The sequence below is a fragment of the Psychrobacter sp. Cmf 22.2 genome, from assembly GCF_001921745.1.
Lineage (GTDB): Bacteria > Pseudomonadota > Gammaproteobacteria > Pseudomonadales > Moraxellaceae > Psychrobacter.
On the sequence record NZ_MRYA01000001.1, the window covers coordinates 92,052 to 109,818 of the forward strand.

The 17,767-nt window shown below is 42.3% G+C and carries 19 protein-coding genes; 8 read left to right on the forward strand and 11 right to left on the reverse strand.

The annotated features are described in order from the left end of the window. Nucleotides 1-25: 25 nt before the first annotated feature. The 4 genes from BTV98_RS00355 to BTV98_RS00370 all read right to left on the reverse strand — a co-directional run bounded on the left by BTV98_RS00355 (nucleotide 26) and on the right by BTV98_RS00370 (nucleotide 3,503). Nucleotides 26-232 (reverse strand): DUF2905 domain-containing protein, encoded by a 207-nt coding sequence (locus BTV98_RS00355; protein ID WP_058369492.1) that lies wholly within the window; start codon nucleotides 230-232, stop codon nucleotides 26-28. 41 nt (nucleotides 233-273) lie between these two features. After that, nucleotides 274-1,206, reverse strand: a complete 933-nt coding sequence (locus BTV98_RS00360) for a histone deacetylase (protein WP_075102709.1) — start codon at nucleotides 1,204-1,206, stop codon at nucleotides 274-276. 265 nt (nucleotides 1,207-1,471) lie between these two features. Next, nucleotides 1,472-2,326, reverse strand: a complete 855-nt coding sequence (locus BTV98_RS00365; RefSeq protein ID WP_075102710.1) for a YbjN domain-containing protein — start codon at nucleotides 2,324-2,326, stop codon at nucleotides 1,472-1,474. A gap of 64 nt (nucleotides 2,327-2,390) precedes the next feature. Next, nucleotides 2,391-3,503 carry a hypothetical protein gene (locus BTV98_RS00370; protein WP_083606087.1) on the reverse strand — a complete coding sequence of 371 codons (1,113 nt, stop codon included), beginning with the start codon at nucleotides 3,501-3,503 and terminating at the stop codon, nucleotides 2,391-2,393. Nucleotides 3,504-3,635: 132 nt separating this feature from the next. Between BTV98_RS00370 and ccmA the strand changes: the two genes are divergently transcribed. From ccmA to ccmE, 5 genes are all read left to right on the forward strand, one after another. Beyond that, nucleotides 3,636-4,265: a heme ABC exporter ATP-binding protein CcmA gene (ccmA, locus tag BTV98_RS00375; protein WP_075102711.1), complete on the forward strand. Its 630-nt coding sequence runs from the start codon at nucleotides 3,636-3,638 to the stop codon at nucleotides 4,263-4,265. Nucleotides 4,266-4,430: 165 nt separating this feature from the next. Continuing rightward, entirely contained in the window at nucleotides 4,431-5,087 is a 657-nt protein-coding gene (locus tag BTV98_RS00380; protein WP_058369489.1) for a heme exporter protein CcmB, read from the forward strand. A gap of 182 nt (nucleotides 5,088-5,269) precedes the next feature. After that, complete coding sequence (gene ccmC / locus BTV98_RS00385; protein ID WP_058369486.1) at nucleotides 5,270-6,058, forward strand: heme ABC transporter permease CcmC; 789 nt, start codon at nucleotides 5,270-5,272, stop codon at nucleotides 6,056-6,058. A gap of 43 nt (nucleotides 6,059-6,101) precedes the next feature. Next, complete coding sequence (gene ccmD / locus BTV98_RS00390) at nucleotides 6,102-6,323, forward strand: heme exporter protein CcmD (protein WP_058369485.1); 222 nt, start codon at nucleotides 6,102-6,104, stop codon at nucleotides 6,321-6,323. 253 nt (nucleotides 6,324-6,576) lie between these two features. Continuing rightward, nucleotides 6,577-7,077, forward strand: a complete 501-nt coding sequence (gene ccmE, locus BTV98_RS00395; protein ID WP_058369484.1) for a cytochrome c maturation protein CcmE — start codon at nucleotides 6,577-6,579, stop codon at nucleotides 7,075-7,077. 80 nt (nucleotides 7,078-7,157) lie between these two features. Here the strand turns inward: ccmE and BTV98_RS00400 are convergent, their stop codons facing one another. From BTV98_RS00400 to BTV98_RS00430, 7 genes are all read right to left on the reverse strand, one after another. Further along, on the reverse strand, nucleotides 7,158-8,006 hold the full coding sequence (locus BTV98_RS00400; RefSeq protein ID WP_058369483.1) for an aldo/keto reductase: 849 nt from the start codon (nucleotides 8,004-8,006) through the stop codon (nucleotides 7,158-7,160). Between the two features lie 347 nt (nucleotides 8,007-8,353). Continuing rightward, nucleotides 8,354-9,316 (reverse strand): MetQ/NlpA family ABC transporter substrate-binding protein, encoded by a 963-nt coding sequence (locus BTV98_RS00405; RefSeq protein ID WP_058369478.1) that lies wholly within the window; start codon nucleotides 9,314-9,316, stop codon nucleotides 8,354-8,356. A 148-nt stretch (nucleotides 9,317-9,464) separates the two neighbouring features. After that, nucleotides 9,465-10,061 (reverse strand): methionine ABC transporter permease, encoded by a 597-nt coding sequence (locus BTV98_RS00410; protein WP_197409097.1) that lies wholly within the window; start codon nucleotides 10,059-10,061, stop codon nucleotides 9,465-9,467. 109 nt (nucleotides 10,062-10,170) lie between these two features. Then, on the reverse strand, nucleotides 10,171-10,941 hold the full coding sequence (locus BTV98_RS00415; protein WP_178379336.1) for a methionine ABC transporter ATP-binding protein: 771 nt from the start codon (nucleotides 10,939-10,941) through the stop codon (nucleotides 10,171-10,173). Nucleotides 10,942-11,243: 302 nt separating this feature from the next. Next, nucleotides 11,244-13,340 carry a sensor histidine kinase gene (locus BTV98_RS00420; protein ID WP_058369476.1) on the reverse strand — a complete coding sequence of 699 codons (2,097 nt, stop codon included), beginning with the start codon at nucleotides 13,338-13,340 and terminating at the stop codon, nucleotides 11,244-11,246. A gap of 131 nt (nucleotides 13,341-13,471) precedes the next feature. Beyond that, nucleotides 13,472-14,194: a response regulator transcription factor gene (locus BTV98_RS00425; protein WP_058369475.1), complete on the reverse strand. Its 723-nt coding sequence runs from the start codon at nucleotides 14,192-14,194 to the stop codon at nucleotides 13,472-13,474. Between the two features lie 345 nt (nucleotides 14,195-14,539). Then, nucleotides 14,540-15,793, reverse strand: a complete 1,254-nt coding sequence (locus BTV98_RS00430) for an HlyD family efflux transporter periplasmic adaptor subunit (protein WP_143505584.1) — start codon at nucleotides 15,791-15,793, stop codon at nucleotides 14,540-14,542. Between the two features lie 386 nt (nucleotides 15,794-16,179). On the opposite strand from BTV98_RS00430, the gene pilG reads away from it, so the two are divergent. The 3 genes from pilG (at nucleotide 16,180) to BTV98_RS00445 (ending at nucleotide 17,635) form a co-directional block, all read left to right on the forward strand. Continuing rightward, entirely contained in the window at nucleotides 16,180-16,560 is a 381-nt protein-coding gene (gene pilG / locus BTV98_RS00435; protein WP_058369474.1) for a twitching motility response regulator PilG, read from the forward strand. Between the two features lie 181 nt (nucleotides 16,561-16,741). Beyond that, nucleotides 16,742-17,104, forward strand: a complete 363-nt coding sequence (locus BTV98_RS00440) for a PleD family two-component system response regulator (protein WP_058369473.1) — start codon at nucleotides 16,742-16,744, stop codon at nucleotides 17,102-17,104. Between the two features lie 3 nt (nucleotides 17,105-17,107). Beyond that, nucleotides 17,108-17,635 (forward strand): chemotaxis protein CheW, encoded by a 528-nt coding sequence (locus BTV98_RS00445; protein ID WP_075102712.1) that lies wholly within the window; start codon nucleotides 17,108-17,110, stop codon nucleotides 17,633-17,635. Nucleotides 17,636-17,767: the final 132 nt, after the last annotated feature.

Here is a 17,767-nt window from a genome sequence, read left to right on the forward strand (position 1 = left end):
ATTGAATAAGGGAGTGCTTTCCAGGTTAGCGATTGAATAAATTTAATACGACAGTAGCGATGACACTGATGACTATCATCGTGACCACTGGAAAATAAACCCGTGTGTTGCCCGAGGTGTGCTTAATATCGCCTGGCAGATTACCTATCCACGAAAACGCGCTTGGAAACAGCAGCCAAATAACGCCGATAATAACCAGCACAATGCCTATAACTATCAATATTTTTGCCATATAAATCTCGCTAGTCTTGTTTTACTCTTTTGTCTCGACTATTAATGCGTTGCACATGAGCCAGCTATCTCACCAAAATATAGCTGCTGGGCGATCCGAAAGGTATTACAGTGCGCTTCGACCACATCTTCAACATCTTCTGAATAACCACCGCCCATGACGATAGCGACTGGAATGTTAGCGGCTTTTGCTTGCTGCAACACATATTCATCGCGCGCCTTGCAACCCCCTTGTGTTAAGCCAAGTTTACCCAGCTTATCAGTTGCGAGCACATCGACCGCAGACTGATAAAAAATCATATCGGGTGCGACGTCGCTAATTAGGCGTGGCAGCGTATCCATCAAAATCTGTAAATATTCTGCATCACCCGTATCGTTATCTAACTCAATATCTAAGTCGGATATTTCTTTACGAAACGGATAGTTCTTGGCGCCATGCATACTAAACACAAAAACGCGCGGCTCATCCGCCATAATGCTGGCGTTACCATTGCCTTGATGGACATCCAAATCAACGATCAAAATTTTCTGCGCCTGTCCACGATTTAATAGTAAATTACTGGCGATACAAACATCGTTAAAGACACAAAATCCCTCGCCATGATCGGCAAATGCATGATGGGTACCGCCCGCGACATTCATTGACACCCCGTACTGCTGAGCATATAACGCACATTCATAAGTGGCGTGGGCGATATGGCGACCACGATTTACTAACGCTTCGGTCATCTCAAAGCCAATAGGGCGCGCTTCTTTGCGTGGCAAGGTTTGGGTTTTAAGCTTATGCCAATAGCCCTCAGTATGGGTGGTTAAGATTTCGTCTTCTGTCAGACGCTTTGGTGCAAAAAAATTCTCGGTCGTGATAGTCCCTTCACTAAGCAGTCGCTCAGGAATCATTGTATATTTTTGCATGGGAAAACGATGCTTGTCGGGTACGGAATAACGGAAAACTTCAGAGTAAGCAATTTTTAGCATAATTTTTAATTGTGTCGGTGTTTAAGAGGGTGATAATGAATTTTTGAAAGCATTTTTTATTGTCTTTAATAGTTTAGAGGCCATAAAAGATATGACTATAGCCTCTACTAAATAAAAGTGTTATACATTTCGTCTGCGTACGAGGCTGATAAAAACTTTCTTGCTTGCTGTGCCTACGCAGACAGAGGCTACGAAAATTTCTATCAGCCTCGCCTCAACATTTTCAAAGTAAATTTGTCGTGTTATTTTTTTAAATAAAGAATGTTTATTGAACAAACTGAGTCGGAAGAAAGAAGGTTCTTGAGTCTGCTTGCTGACGGAGCTCTATAAGTAACGTTTGCATATCTTCAGCAGGGTCTTGAGTATTGATTAAATCATCAAATATCTCGTAAGCAACTGTCGTCATGGCAATCACGCTTTGTAGCAGATGCTCAATGATATGGTCATTAATGCCAACTGCTTCGACATCGATAGCATGTTTGTAGCGTATTTCGCCATCATTCACATCCATCTCTAAATTACCAATCAGCATGTCATAATTAATTTGGGTGATAAGTAACATCGCTGCATTTTGATGACTCTCTGGCACTAAAAACGGTAAGATCCCATAGACTGCTAGCAGATTGTTTTTCTCTTGCACGCGAAACAGATAACCACATTCTAGTTGTTTATTGCGCATTCTTAACGATAAATGGTGCGATTGCTGGCTGTCATTGGTTTTTGGTCGATAATGGGTATAGTGCCACTGTTTATCATTAAAATACTGCTTAAGATAATCGACGATAGGTATGTCAGTATTCTTATCTTGATTTATAGTCTGTTTCACAGAGTCTGATTTAGCATTCTCGCTATCTTTTTTATTATTACTGATGTCGCTGTTAGTGTCGTTCGTGTCTGTTTTAGCAAAGCGTGTGGTACTAGTTTTTGGGTAGGTTTCAGCTGGTAAAGTATCAGTATTAATATCTCCATTAACATCAGTATCGTTATCAATGCTAACTTCAGCTTCGAGTGATAATGAATGCTGCGGCAATTTCGCGTCATCAACGATAGCCTGCGGTGCTGAAGCAGTCAGGAACCGTTTGAGTTTTTGCCATAGGCTGAGTTTATTATGTTGACTCATAGATGTTGTACTAACTTAATAAATGAATAATATTAAAAACTGATAAATAAGCTAAAACCTCGGATTAATCTTTGCTGAATACGAAACCATCTTTAATGTTAGGTTGCGCATAAAATGCTTGTAACATGTTATAGATATGAGTGGTCAGCCATGTACTTTCAAGAGCGTCATGCACGACAGGAAGTAGGGCGCTACTTAATTGCGTCATGGCCTCTTCATCGATATATAAGCTTGCTGCTACGCTCGCAATCGTATCCAACTGATGGTTGGCATACCAAGTGTCGACGCTCGCTGAAACCAAGCTACGTAAGTAAGGCGACAAGCGCAGACGGTTATAGCTTTGTTGAATGCTGGCTTCGATATGATCAATACTGCTATGGTCAGGCTCATCGTTTAAGTAGGTTTGTAGCTGGCTAATCGGTTGGTCTTTGATGCGTCCCCAACCTGTTATCAAGAGCCGAGCGACTTCTTCATTGGATAAATGTGCTTGCGCATTCGCCTCTGCGCGGCGAGTTAAGTCTTTAATATTACGATGCAAGTAGGTTTGCAGTTTTTCATCTAGGTTTCTGTTGGTTGCCTTCTCAAATGAGCTGCGGCCAAGCTTCATCAGCTTACCAACACCGCCTGCTTTATCCAGCGTGGTTTCCATAAAGTCGTTGATAGCGTGATATAGCGTTTGCGTCAATAAGTCTGCAAAGGTTTCATTGCCGACTAGCGTATGAATCAAGGCATTACGCTGCTCGTCATGGCTACCTACATAATTGGCAAGGGTCTCAACCTGAGTATCGTCTACCAGCTCAGATAAAGGTACGTTATCGTTGACCGGATGATAAATGATGGTATGCAATATATCGCGGATATCCTTACGCATGACATCGCTCATCGGTTGGCTAAGTAGCCAGTCGTTAATCAGGTGCTGTAAATCATCGGCGCTGACGTATCTATGTAATGGCTGTGCGCCTAACCACTGCCAAGCCTCTAGAGCCATTGGCTCTGCTTGCTGCTGTAACCACTGCTGCATAAAGGCAACTTGAGCATCGATTAAGCTATCCATAGTTAGACTAGCAGCTGATAAGCTTGCGCTAGGATGAGCCGTTGCAGCATCTGTATGAGGCGTCGGCATTTGGGTGTCTGGTGCTTGCGTATTTAGAGTTTGGTTATCTTTTGAAGTCTGCATAGGTTTTGAGGTCATAGTAATCGACAATTTGTTATACTGTGTGGATATAGTGAGCATAAAGTATTATGCCATGAACCACGTATTCGTTTGTGATGAATATTGCTTAGCGCTTGATAAATAATGAGAGATTTAATGACGGCTGTGGATGCACCCTTACTTGCGCTCGATGAGCTGACGGTTCAGCGCGGTGAAATACTATTATGTGAAGGGGTCACGCTCAACTTACCTGCTGGCAGCATCTGTCACTTAGTAGGTGCAAACGGCACCGGTAAAACGACCCTACTAATGCAACTGGCTGGATTGTTACCAGTACTGACGGGTGAGGTTCACTACCAAGGCGTAGCAAATCTGCCTGTTCAGCCTTTATATGTATCCCATCAGTTAGGTATTCATCCCAATCTTACGGTCGCACAAAATCTAACCTTTCTGCTGAATCTATATGGCATTACCCCAAGTAACGCTGATATTGACGACGCTCTCGCTTGGGTGGGATTGCAGGGCTTTGAGACGATTAGCTCAAGCCATTTATCCGCGGGGCAAACGCGTCGCATCACCCTTGCAAGATTATATTTATTGACGCCGGACGTGACACCATTATGGTTACTGGATGAGCCTTTTACGGCACTCGATGTCGATATGGTGGCACGAATGGAAGACAGGTTGCGCGGTTTTGCCCATACTGGCGGCACAATATTGATGACCAGTCATCAGGCTGTCGGCGCCGCCAATCAGGTGCTAGATTTGTCAGATTACATGGTATAAGTGCGGCAAATATAAGTGAAAGGACGGATAATGACAGACAGTCCATTACGAGATAGTCCAGTGCAAGAGAGCACCATGCAAGAAAACCTAATGCAAGACAGTCCAGTACAAGTAGCGAATAAAAGCTCGAACGTTAACGCATCGGCTGCTCGCGGTATCAGCTTTATGCAGTTATGGCGGCGCGAATGGCACGTGAAGCAGCAAGGGGCGGTACAGTGGTTGTACCCTTTAGTACTGTTTTTAGTGATTATTACCTTGTTTCCGCTAGCCGTAGGTAGCGAGCCTGCGCTATTGCAGCGTCTTGGTGTCTCTGCTGTGTGGATTGCCGCGCTCTTGTCATTGGTGATGGGCGTTGATGGCTTATTTAAGCCCGCGCTCGATAATGGCACGCTGGCGCAATTGGTCGTCGCCAAAGCTTCGCTACCGTTATGGGTGCTCATCCGCCTAGTTATCCATTGGATTTTTAGTAGTGGGATAGTGGCTGTGCTCAGTTTACTTGCCGTGCCATTGTTTCAGCTTAGCTGGTCTGAAGCGTGGATATTGATGGCTTCTATTGTGACGGGTAGTCCGATGCTGTTGATGCTGTCAGCGGTGGCCAGTAGTTTGACGCTGTCATTAAAGAATGGCGCGGTGCTGGTGCCACTGATTGCTTTGCCGATGCAGTTGCCCGTGTTAATTTTTGCGACAGGAGCAGTTGACTTATTTGCTACTGGTCTTAATGGTTTGCCGATATTGGCTTTATTATTGGCAGGTAGTATTATCTCGGTTTTGGTTATGCCATGGGTGATTGCCATGACCTTAAAAATGGCGTGGCTAAATTGAAAAAACCTTTATATTAACAGCATGTTGAAAACTGGCAACTTTGCTATAATAGCCAATTAAATCCATAACAAGTCACTTGTAGATTCTATCCAGTGTTTAACGCCAGCAGGTTAGCAGATAGCAGCGTCTATAATGCGCTTTATCATTTATAATCAATAAGCTGTGCAAATAGGTTTATTCCCATGCCCAACCTGAATAATGTCTCATCTCCTAGCCTATGGCAGCGTATCTGGCAAGGCTTCTTGACCACTGTGGGTACCAAGCAGTTTTTTCGCATCTTTGCGCCTTGGGTTAAGTGGTTAGCTATACTAGCCAGTATTTTTCTACTGATCGGTAGTGTTTGGGGTCTTGCTTTTGCGCCGCCCGATTACCTACAAGGTAATAGCTACCGCATTATCTTTATCCACGTGCCAGCGGCCAGTATCGCTATTTCTATCTATTTTGCCCTCGCTGTATTAGGAGTCATCTTTCTCGTTTGGAAAATCAAGACGGCCAGTCTGGTGGCGCAGGCGCTTGCTCCGTTGGGCTTTTTGCTCTGCGTGATTAGTTTGATTACGGGCTCCATTTGGGCAAAACCTACTTGGGGTACGTACTGGGTTTGGGATGCGCGTTTGACGTCTATGCTGATTTTGGCATTTTTATATGCGGGCGTGATGGCGCTGTTTGCAGCATTTGAGCATACCGCCAACCGTGGTAAAGCGGCGGCCATTTTATCTATTGTTGGCGCAGTGAATCTACCTATTATCAAATATTCGGTACAGTGGTGGAATACTTTGCATCAAGGCTCAACTTTTACCTTAACGGCCGCGCCCAAAATGTCCGCAGATATGTGGATGCCGCTGCTGTTGATGATTATCGGTAGTCACTTACTAGTCGCGACATTAACGATTTATCGTACCAACACCCTCATCTTATACCGTGACCAAGGTAAAGCGTGGGTCAAAGAATATATTCGTGGGCAAGCCAAATAACTACATAATTATGGACAAAACAAATAACGGCTAGGAACCTATTATGCAGCCTTACTTTTATAGCGTATCTGAATTTATCGCCATGGGTAAGCATGGCGTGTTTGTCTGGTCGTGCTGGGCGATTACAGTTGGCGTGATGCTGGCTTTTATTATTTATAGCCGCAGACAGCGTCAAGCACTTATCAAACAGCTGACTATTCAGCAGGCTCGACAAGCACAGCGTACCGCTAAAAGCCCTAAACCTGCAACCAAGCAGCCGATGTAAAAATTATTTTAATATCATAGCTTTAATGCGTACTATCGTATTTTTTAAATAATAAAAATATGAGCGTATTAACGCTTGCAGGCTTATTGATTTGCTCAATAAATGCTACCATATAGCGATTAGAAGAGTACGATTAGAAAAATATTTTAAAAAGGTTTTTCTAATGGTAGTTTCTTCAATATTTTCTGTTTTATGGATTTATATGGCATTGCAGATAGTTTGTAAAACAGCGACTCATTAATGAGGTAGTGGTATGAATGCAGTTCGTCGCAAAAAACTGATGTGGGTGATATTTACACTTGCAGGAGCCGCGATTGCCGTGGTGTTGGTCATCTATGCTATTGGGCAGCAGACCGATTATTATTTTGATGCGACGGCTATCGCCCAAGGGGAAGCGCCACAAGACAAGCGCATTCGTGCAGGCGGTATGGTCGTCGCTGGCAGTGTGCAGCGCGCGCCAAACGATCCCTTAAACGTTGAGTTTGCAATTACTGACTTTGAGTCAACGGTGCCTGTGACTTATCAGGGTATCTTGCCAGACTTATTCGCTGAAAACTCCGGCGTCGTTGCGACTGGTAAAATGCAAGGCGAGACCTTTGTCGCAGGTGAAGTGCTTGCCAAGCACGACGAGAACTACATGCCGCCTGAGGTTGCCAAATCTATGAAAGAAAACAACCGCAATGGATTGACGCCGCCCTCTGAGCAGTACAATCCAGCAGAGCCAATCCATGAGACCCAAACATTGCAGCAGTAGCTTTACACATCTACTGGCAGCAAAAGCGCCGCTAATCAGCTATTAGCGGCGCTTTTTTTATATGGGTATCGATAAAGATATTAGTCATCCCATTCAGGCGTATAGTCAGGGTGCTCAATTTTACGGCCATCGCTACGAGCTAAGCTGCCGATTTTTTCTAATTCATTGGCACTAAGCTGTACCTTAATAGCATCTAAGTTGCCTTGCAGATGCTCAGGATTTGAGGTCTTTGGAATAGCCACACGGTCTTTATCCGATAATATCCAAGCCAGTGATATTTGTGCAGGCGTCACGTTGTGGTTGTCTGCAATCTCTTTAATAACGTCGTTATCAAATACATCGCCGCGCGCGAGTGGCGAGTAGGCTTCCAATAAAATATGATGATTATTCAAAAATGTCTGCAGGGTGTTTTGTTTGATAAACGGATGAAACTCCACTTGGTTGACGACAATAGGCACATCAGCGTGTTTTTTTGCTTCAATAATATGGGCGATATTAAAGTTAGAAACCCCAATATGGCGTGTCAGGCCTTGTTTTTGTAGCTCGCACAGAGCAGGAATGGTCTCAGACAATGGCACGCGATCATCAGGCCAATGTAATAGCAGTAGATCGACATAGTCGGTATCTAGGTTCTCTAGTGAGCGCTTAGCTGCTGCTACTAGTTTTTCTGGTTGAAACTTCATATCATCAGGGAAAATCTTCGTGGTCAAAAAGAACTTATCACGCGCCACACCTGACTGCTTAATACCTTCTCCGACCTCTTTTTCATTGTCATAAGCTTGCGCAGTATCAATATGCTCGTAGCCCATTTTTAGCGCTTGACTGACGACATCGACACAATCTTGGCCTGTTGATTGCCAAGTACCCAGTCCCAATACAGGAATATTGGCTTTGCCCGCGGTACGAATATTATAGGTTTTAGTGCTCATATTATTATCCTTATTATGTGTTGAGTGTGGTTTTATAGCTGTTTGCATAATAGCTTTTTAAACAATTAATCACTAAATAATCAATGCCACAATCTGAGTTAACAATAGTCATATCATAGTGTTAATTGTAAAACTTGGCCTAATAGAACAACTAGGCAACCTAGCTACTATAGAAAGAAATAGAAAAAAGTGAAAGAGTAAGTGACGGTTTCCTACAAAGTACAAACAGGCTGTAACGTCATTTTCAGTAAGTAGGTGACGTAGATTGTGTATAGAATAGGGTATAAAAAACGCTCAATACCGGGCGGTATTGAGCATTTTCAAAAAAGACAGAGTTACATTTTAAATTATTGTGCTGCTTCTGCGTCTACAGAGGTAGTGGTTGTAGTCGTTTCGGAAGCTGGTGCAGTATTAGCATCCCAGATTTTTGGATATTTGTAGCCTGGGAAAGTATCATGAGCATACTTTTTGAATGCTTCTGAGTTATAAGCGTTGGTAACGTCTTCCACCCATTTTTTACCAGCATCAGCTGATTTAATCGCCGACCAGTTGACATAAGCAAAGCTTGGCTCTTGGAACAACGCTTCGGTCAGCTCAATACCAGCATCAGTTGCATAGTTACCATTGATCACAGCAAAGTCTACTTCGTCACGAGCGCGTGGCAACTGGGCAGCTTCTAACTCAACAATATCGATATCATACTTACTGTTATCAGCGATGTCAGTCTTTGAAGCTGTCAGTGGATCGATGTTGTCTTTTAGCGTGATCCAACCAAGGTCATCCATCATCACCAAAGCGCGAGCAAAGTTGCTTGGATCATTCGGTGCTGAGACGCTCATGCCTTTATAAGCCTCATCAAGAGTGTTCTTTTTGCCTGAATAAATACCGAGCGGTGCAGTTGGTACTTGAAAAACTTCGACCAGATCAAGATTGTTTTCTTTTTTGAAGGTATCAAGATAAGGCTTATGCTGGAAGATGTTGATGTCCAAATCGCCTTCAGCCAGTGCAAGGTTAGGGCGGACATAGTCAGTAAAAGCGATTAACTCAACTTCATAACCTTGCTCTTCTAGTGAGGCTTTGACTTGATTGCGTACCATATCAGCAAAGTCACCTTCGGTTGTACCAATGACAATTTTTGTGTGCTCAGGATCGATATCGCTGGCCGCGGTTTGGGCAGTTGTGCCTTCGGTCACAGCTTCTTTATTTGCTTCTGGCGCTGATGAGTTATTACAACCGACCAACACTAGGCTAGATACACCAACAGCGGCAAATGCAGTCGCCAACTGACGGCTAATATCTGTTAATTTCATAAGAGTTCCTCAAGTCAATAAAAAGATAGATAGTAAAACAACCATTAAAAAAGCAACATTATGAATAGTAATGCTGCTTTTACAAAAAATTGGATGACGGTCAAATTAAACCTAGTCAGATGCAATGTCAAGTATTCTATAAAGTGGCTTAACGCTTGTCCAAGCGAGTCGCAAGCCAATTACCAAAGGCTTGAATTGAGATGACCATAATTGATAGCATAAGGACGATAAAAATCATCACTTCAGTTTGATAGCGATAATAACCATAACGAATCGCTAAGTCGCCTAAACCACCGCCACCAATCATACCAGCAGCTGCTGAATAAGAGAGTAGACTAATACATAAAATGGTGACAGATAATACCAGTCCTGATCTTGCTTCATTGAGCAATACTTTGATAATCGTAAAAGGACGTGCACCCATAGATTCAGTCGCCTCGATAATCCCACGTGGTACTTCACGCAGATTTTGCTCGACCAAACGGGCAAAGTAGAACGAGCCAGCAATGGCTAGGACTAAAGAGGCCGCAATAGGACCAATCCCAGTACCGACAATCGCCTTGGTAAATGGACTCATGGCAATCATCAAAATGACAAAAGGGAAAGCACGCATAAAGTTGGTGATACCGCCTAATATTGCATACAGTCCTTTGTTTTGTAAAAACTGTCGATCACTAGATAAAAATAAAAATATTCCAAATAGCCCACCAATCGTAACAGCAGCAGCGGTCGAAATACCAAGCATGACAAAGGTGTCAAACGATGCTTGCCAAATCTCTTTACGCAGCGCATACAGCTTATCTACTGAGGCGGATAGTTCAGTACCAGTTAACATATCTATTTATTTTACCTCATTAATCTTCAACGACTAAGCCTTTGCCTATCGGAGTGGTTGCTTGAATCAGACCTTCTGTTACCGCTGCAACCTCAAGCAACTTCCCTTGGTGCAGTAATGCGGCCCGATCACAGAGTCTACGAATCACGCTCATTTCATGAGTGACAATCACGATAGTCACACCAAGCTGGTCATTAATGTCGCGCAAACAGGTCAGCAAACTGCGAGTCGTTGCAGGGTCAAGCGCACTGGTTGGCTCATCTGCCAATAAAACCTTCGGACTTGGGGCAATCGCGCGCGCGATACCGACACGCTGCTTTTGTCCGCCTGAGAGCTGCGCAGGATAGTGACCTGCACGATCAGTTAGATCCACAATCTCAAGACAATCCATGACACGTTTACGTACATTACGACTAGGATAGCCTGACACTGTCAAATTAAATGCCACATTATCAAAGACGGTGCGATTGGCCATTAGGTTAAATTGTTGAAAAATCATACCGATATTGTGACGCGCAATACGTAAATCACTGGCGGACAACGTCGTCAAGTCAGTACCATCAATGATGACTTGACCGCTATCAGGACGCTCAAGCATATTGATTAATCGTAGCAAGGTAGACTTACCAGCACCTGAATAGCCCATCAAACCAAAGATTTCACCTTGTCGAACAGACAGTGAAGTCGGTTCAACCGCAGTAAACCAATGCGGCTTACCATCTTTGTCTTTTATGGATCGGTCGCTTAAAAAGCTTTTGGTCACGTCATGTAGGACGATCATATCGCTCATGGAATGCTCGAAGTTTAGTAAATAAGGTAGCGGTGATAGTGTCGATATACTATTGCAAGATGACAGCGTCAAATCTATATCAATAGCTATATGATAAGGGGCAGTAATATAGCATATTTCTGGACGTTTTGGATATGAACATTCAAGAACCGCTTATAACGATATAGATATTAGTGTTAGCAGATGTCTGCACACAAAGGACATTAATAAAGTTTTAGTGCTTAGAAGAATATAAAGACAAACAAGTAACAGGCTATACCGCCATGCTGGGAAGCTTGAGCCAATAGCTAGATTGGTAGCGTCTAATCATGATTGTCATGGTTTTTGTGGAGATTATGTTTGACTGGAATGACCACCAAAAACCTAGTATGGCCATTAATAGTATCGGTAATAATTTGGCCTTGATGAGCCGTGACGATTTGTGATACCAGTGATAAACCCAGACCTGAACCTTTATTCTTTTGCTGTAAGCGTACAAACGGACTAAAGATCTCTTCGCGCTTGTCTTTTGGGATACCAGTACCTTCATCGATAACGGCGAGTACTGCATATTTTGGTAATGGCCGCTCATCCTCTGGTTTGACTTTTTTGAGATGTTTCTTAAATAAGCTTTCTTTACGGGGGGTACTGTGGTTATCAGTATTAGCGTCACTGTTATTACCAGTACTGGCTTTAGCTGAATTTTCTTTCGTACTAGCCACGCTTGTTTTTTCTGTTATCCGCTTATGAGATGCAGCTTTGGCACCAGTGTTACTGAGCCCATCAGATATTAAATGTTGTTCTTGTGACTCTGGGACGATATTCCAAATAACTCTTTTAATTCTATCAGTCAAATCAGAAGCAAGTTTACTATGACCATTGGGAAGCATCTTGCTATTGTTGCTGGGGGCTAAAATATCTGCTGTCTGTTTTTGACTATTGCCGTTATCAGATATATTTGTCAATTGACAAGCTTCATTGTGATTGATGCTGTTTTTATCACTTTTTTCATCATGACTAGCGAGCGTTTCACCATTTTTAAAGATAATAGGGGCTGGTATGACATCTGGCTGTTCTGACGCATCGGATGGTATCTCCTCGTCAGACTGGGTGAATATTGAGTTATCTTTTTGCTCGTCTATTGATTGTTCTGTTACATCGATATGTTTGTCATAATTTGAGTGGCCATAGTTTGAGTGACCATAGTCAGCAAAGCTACTGCATACTAGCGAATCTAATAAATATTCAGGTAAGGTGTCTGCCTCGTTGAAAGTTTGCGCGCCATATAGCAAGATAGTCACTGGGGGAACACCATGCAACATCGCATTATTTAGGAGGTTGCGAATAAGATGGGTCAGCATTGATGGTTGACCATCAATCACAATATGTTCGCCAATCAATGTAGCTTCTGGATAATGCTGACGCTCTTGATTTACTAAGTCATATAAGTCTACACGCTCAACCTGCTGCATCGCATGTCCGGCATCAAGTCGGCTTACTAACAAGATACTTTCGACCAAATCATTAAGCCCTGACAAATCACGATTGATCGCTTGGGCACGTTTATCAAACTTTGCTTTTGTATCACTTGGCATCGAACCTGCCAGCATATCCATCATCTCTATCTGTAGACGAATACGGGTAATGGGCGTGCGCAGCTCATGCGAAGCATGGGCCAACAATAAATTATTGGCATCAATCAGATGTTCAATCTTTTGCGCTGCTTGGTTAAACCCGTGGGCAAGCGAAGCAATCTCATCATTGCCGCGACTATTGACACGTACAGTGAAATCACCGTCACCAAGTTGACTCATTTGCTGACTCATGTGATTGATGCGCCATGTCATTGAACGCGCGATCCACCATAGTACGCCTGCCATAATCATAAGTAGGAGTAGCGTTCCGGTGAACAAGTTTAATGCTGCAGACAATGCTGGTTTTTTGGGCGATAGTCGTGACTCATACAGCAACGTATAGCCAGTACTACTATAGACCTGAGCCTGTTGAGTAGGAGGAGTTTCTGAAAAAGAGGGGAACATAACCGTCAATAGTGAAGGCGTTGCAGGCAAATCTAGGGGCAGATCGCTGTTGTCTGTTTGCATGAGCAGGCGACCTTGACTGTCGTACAGTCCCATTTTCGCTTGCAATGATTCATCAAAGATATCAAAGCTCTTTTTGACCACTGCCAACATAAAACGCGCTTGCAAACGATTATTCTTACTAACAGCTGTATTCAATTCGTGCAAAAAAGGATCAATTTGTCCAAGTATTTGGGTTGCCACCACTTCAGAGCGAATACCAGCATTCTTATCATGGACAAGCTGTGTCAATAACACCATAGCGACTGCAAACAAAACGAGTGCCAGCATGACACTAGCAAATAGTTTGGCAAACACGGAGCGAAAACCCAACTGCTGCATTACATGCTCTCTATTAACGAACGCTTATATCAATGACTAACAATAGCCATCGCGGTTGACGTGATGGCTATTTTTATTTGGTCATTACTTTAATGGTTTACTCAAACCGATTTGACGCATCAGATAAATCATTAAACTTGATCAGTTGCAAATTGATAACCAACGCCGCGCACAGTAATAATGCGTTTTGGCTGACGCGGATTGTCCTCAATTAAGGCGCGTAAACGTGAGATATGTACATCAATTGCACGATCAATGTTATCAGAGCTATCATCGTTTGGCATTGCCTGCCATAACTGCTCACGATTCAGCACTTTACCAGAATGCGTCGCAAAGTAGTGTAATAGTTGGAACTGATGAGTGGTCAAACGTACTGGCTGCTCATCAATGGTCACTTCATGGCTATCAGGAAACACGCTCAAACGTCCAAAAGTTAAGCTATCAGACTGACTGTCAGCTTGATTAGGCTGTTCGTGGCGGCGAACGACAGCGCGGATACGAGCCAGTAATTCACGAGGTTCAAAAGGCTTAGCGATATAATCATCAGCACCCATCTCTAAACCTAACACCCGATCAGTTGTATCACCTTTTGCGGTCAGCATAATGATAGGTACTTTATTGGTCATATTGTTTTTGTTGCCGCGTATCTTCTGGCAAACCTGCATCCCATCCATATCAGGTAGCATCAAATCTAGTACGACCAAATCAATATCACGCTCTTTAGTGTCCAATATATCTAGACCTTCTTGACCTAGCCCTGCATGATGGACATCGTAATAGTTCATCGTTAGGTAATCGCTAATCAATTCAGCCAAATCTGGATCGTCTTCGATTAATAGGATATGTTTACTCATGAGCTGTCCTTTAGTGGTGGTCATTATTCAATAATTGTTGTTTTAGTAGTCATGGTTATTTTTCTAATTTTTCTTAGACACGTATTACCATAATGTATTCATATCATCAGAAAAATGAGCAATACAAATGTTACTGAGTCTATTTTGCCTAACTTAGGCCTTACCACACAAGACATGCTTTGTTAATATTTCTACACAATGTAACTCACTACATAATCGATATAACTTGTGAAGTAGCTTTTTTAGCGACATTTAATAAGAATGTAACGTACAAATCCAAACAGAATGACTGATATTTTGTTCTGTGACTTCTGGTGGAATACTTGAGTATTCAATCAAATATCACTATGAAACTATTACCTTTTTACCGACTGATTTTATAGGTAAGTCTGCCAAGCAGATGAGGCTATCATTACTGATACCAGCAACCAAGTATTGCTCAGTGCTAGGATCATACTTGATTACCTCTACTGGCAGGCGAGTTAAACGTTGATCTTGTTTGATTATCCAGACATTAGCAGTGATTGGTACAAGCGACTGATAGGGCGGCTTTTTTAGTACTGAGAGATCAGCATCGTGAATACCATATTCAGGCACGATGGTACCGACTTCTATCTGTCCATAATCAACACGCCCAGAAACGAGCATATCAGGTTTGAGCTTATCACGACTGGCTTCGTTTTTGACGACATGAACATAAACCCGTAGCTTGCCAGGCTGATTACTTGTGGCTAACTTTCCAATTTGTCCAACAAACTTCTCTGATGAATTCTTGGCTGTAAAATTTACAGTTTGTCCAACTGACAGTTGCGGTTTCATTTTTAGAGGCAGCGTTGCTACAAAACGCAAGTTTTTATCGTCGCTTACACGCAGTAGAGGAGTGCGAGCAGCAACTGGTTGAGCATTCTTTACATGTAATTTATCCACACGTCCAGAGAAGCTTGCTTGTACTACAATAGACTGTGCTGGTAGATTGGTTGGTATGGCTTGCTCTACAATGGCTGTGTCTTGATCGTCACTAATGTTTTGTCTATCCGTATTGCTATCTATAGTTTGGTCTGTTTCATCATTATTAGCCAAATCTTCTTCTGTTAACGCTACATTATTATCTGACTTCTCATTATTACCGCTTATCTCGTGCTCTTGCTCTGTATTAATGGGTGGTTCTGCCGTGCTAGTAGCAACCTTAGTTTCTTGTTCATTATTAGTAGTAGATGCAGAAGTCTTACCGACTGTATCGGCAGACAATTGACGCTTTACTATTAATAGTGGAGTGTCTTCTTCTACCCATTGCCCCTCTGAAACCAATATCTTTTGCACAATTATGTCATGTGCTGCGACAAAACGTGACTGCTTAGTAGGTTCGATCACCCCTTGTAGGCCAAGGCTTGGCTGATAGCGAGAGGGTTTAATACTCAAAATATAATCAGACGCCATAGTGACACTATCGTCATTGAAGATAATAGGAGAATCTGCCTGCGCCTTTTTTTCGCTAGGCTGTTGGTTGTCTATAGGTGCGGGAGGTTGGCAAGCAATTATAAGTAAGGTGCTTAATAAGAAGGCACAGTTCTTGCAGTTGTTAGGAAGTCTTATACGCATCGTCATTAATCACTATAGTGAACGTTATTTTATTATATAGAGAAAGATTAAAAGGTGCGATAACTACTATCTAAGTAGATAACAGTTATCAATGACATATATGAGGTAGAACCACAGAGTTATGCTGACAATCTAAGATAAAACAGACTGGTCATGTTAATCATCCGAATTATTGTATACGTGGTCTGAATAATTAGAAAGTTTGAGTAGACTATGTTAAAACGAGCGTAAAATACTTGATTTATACAATATAGTTACAAAGCAGACTCAAATACTAGTCAGAAAATTACTGAGATTACTTAACGCGATTCTTGTTTTGTAAGGGTTTGTCGAATAGTAAGTAGCAACCATGTCAAGAATAAATATCTATTCATAGGAAAGTAATAATGGAAAATAATTTTGAAGGGTTAAAGGTCATGGTTATTGATGATTCAAAAACCATTCGTCGTACCGCTGAGACTTTACTACAAAAAGCTGGCTGTGAAGTCGTTACTGCAATTGATGGTTTTGATGCACTTGCAAAGATCGTTGATAATAATCCTGACATCATTTTTGTCGATATTATGATGCCACGCCTTGACGGTTATCAAACCTGCGCCCTGATCAAAAACAACCCTGACTATGCAAGTACCCCTGTCATTATGCTGTCTTCTAAAGATGGACTGTTTGATAAGGCACGAGGGCGCATCGTTGGTTCTGATGAGTATCTCACCAAGCCATTTAGTAAAGATGAGCTGTTTGAAACGATCAATCAGTATCGCTCTTAAGTCATATGTATTGACTCATTTTAAAAGATACCGAACCCAAATATATAACAACCATCAATAGACAACAATCAGTGATCACTTGTTCAAATATTTTGAAAAGTGCAATACATCACTTAACCCATTATTTAGTTGCTCTAATAACTTATCCGTACGGATAAAATCGACAATAAAAGGAATAACCATGACAACTGTGTTGGTCATAGACGATTCGCCATCCGAAATGGCAAAATTTCGCGACATTCTAACGAAAAACAATTTTCAGATATTAGAAGCGAATAATGGCGAAAAAGGCTGCTTGATGGCTGCTGAATACTTGCCAGATGTGGTGTTAATGGACGTGGTAATGCCTGAAATGAATGGTTTTCAAGCAACTCGTAAAATCACACGTGGTAAGACAACGGCTCATATTCCTGTCGTAATTGTCAGCACCAAAAATCAGGAGACTGATCGAGTATGGGGCAAACGTCAAGGAGCTAGAGAATATCTGGTCAAACCAGTAGACGAAAACGAGCTTGTACGTATTATCCGTACAGTAACGGAGTAAGTTGTGGCTTCCAAAGGTTTTATCGAGCTTCTACGCTTAGCTGATCTTGCCCGAGCACGTAGTAGTGGTCGTCAAGGTGGGCAAGTGTATGATTGGCGTGGCATAGTCTTTGAAATCGGTGGTCAGCGACTGATTGCCCCAATGGGGGAGGTGTCTGAGGTACTAGCCATGCCTGAATATACCAGTATGCCATTAGTAAAGTCTTGGATGCTTGGTATTGCTAACGTCCGAGGTCGTCTGCTACCAATCACTGACTTGGCGCAATTCTTGCAAATTCCTAGTCAGCAGCAAAGAAGTCATCGTAAGGTCATAGTCATCGATCATAGTTCGGTTTTTTCGGGTTTATTGGTTGATAGAGTCGTTGGTATCGAACAGTTTACTCGTGATCAGTATCGTGCTGAGGCCATTGATAGCGACTCACCATTTGCAGCTTACAACCATGGCAAATTCTCTAAAGATGGTCAAGATTGGTATGTTTTTATGCCAAGTATGCTAGCACGAGATCTAGACTATATTGATGCTGCGATATAAATCAATATTTGTAGGTAACTGTAACCACTCAATATCTGCTCCTAGGTTTATAGAACTTAGGAGAGAGAAAAAAGTTATAAAGACTGACATTAAAGATGGTATGTCAGCATTAAAAAAGTTTTTATTAATAGA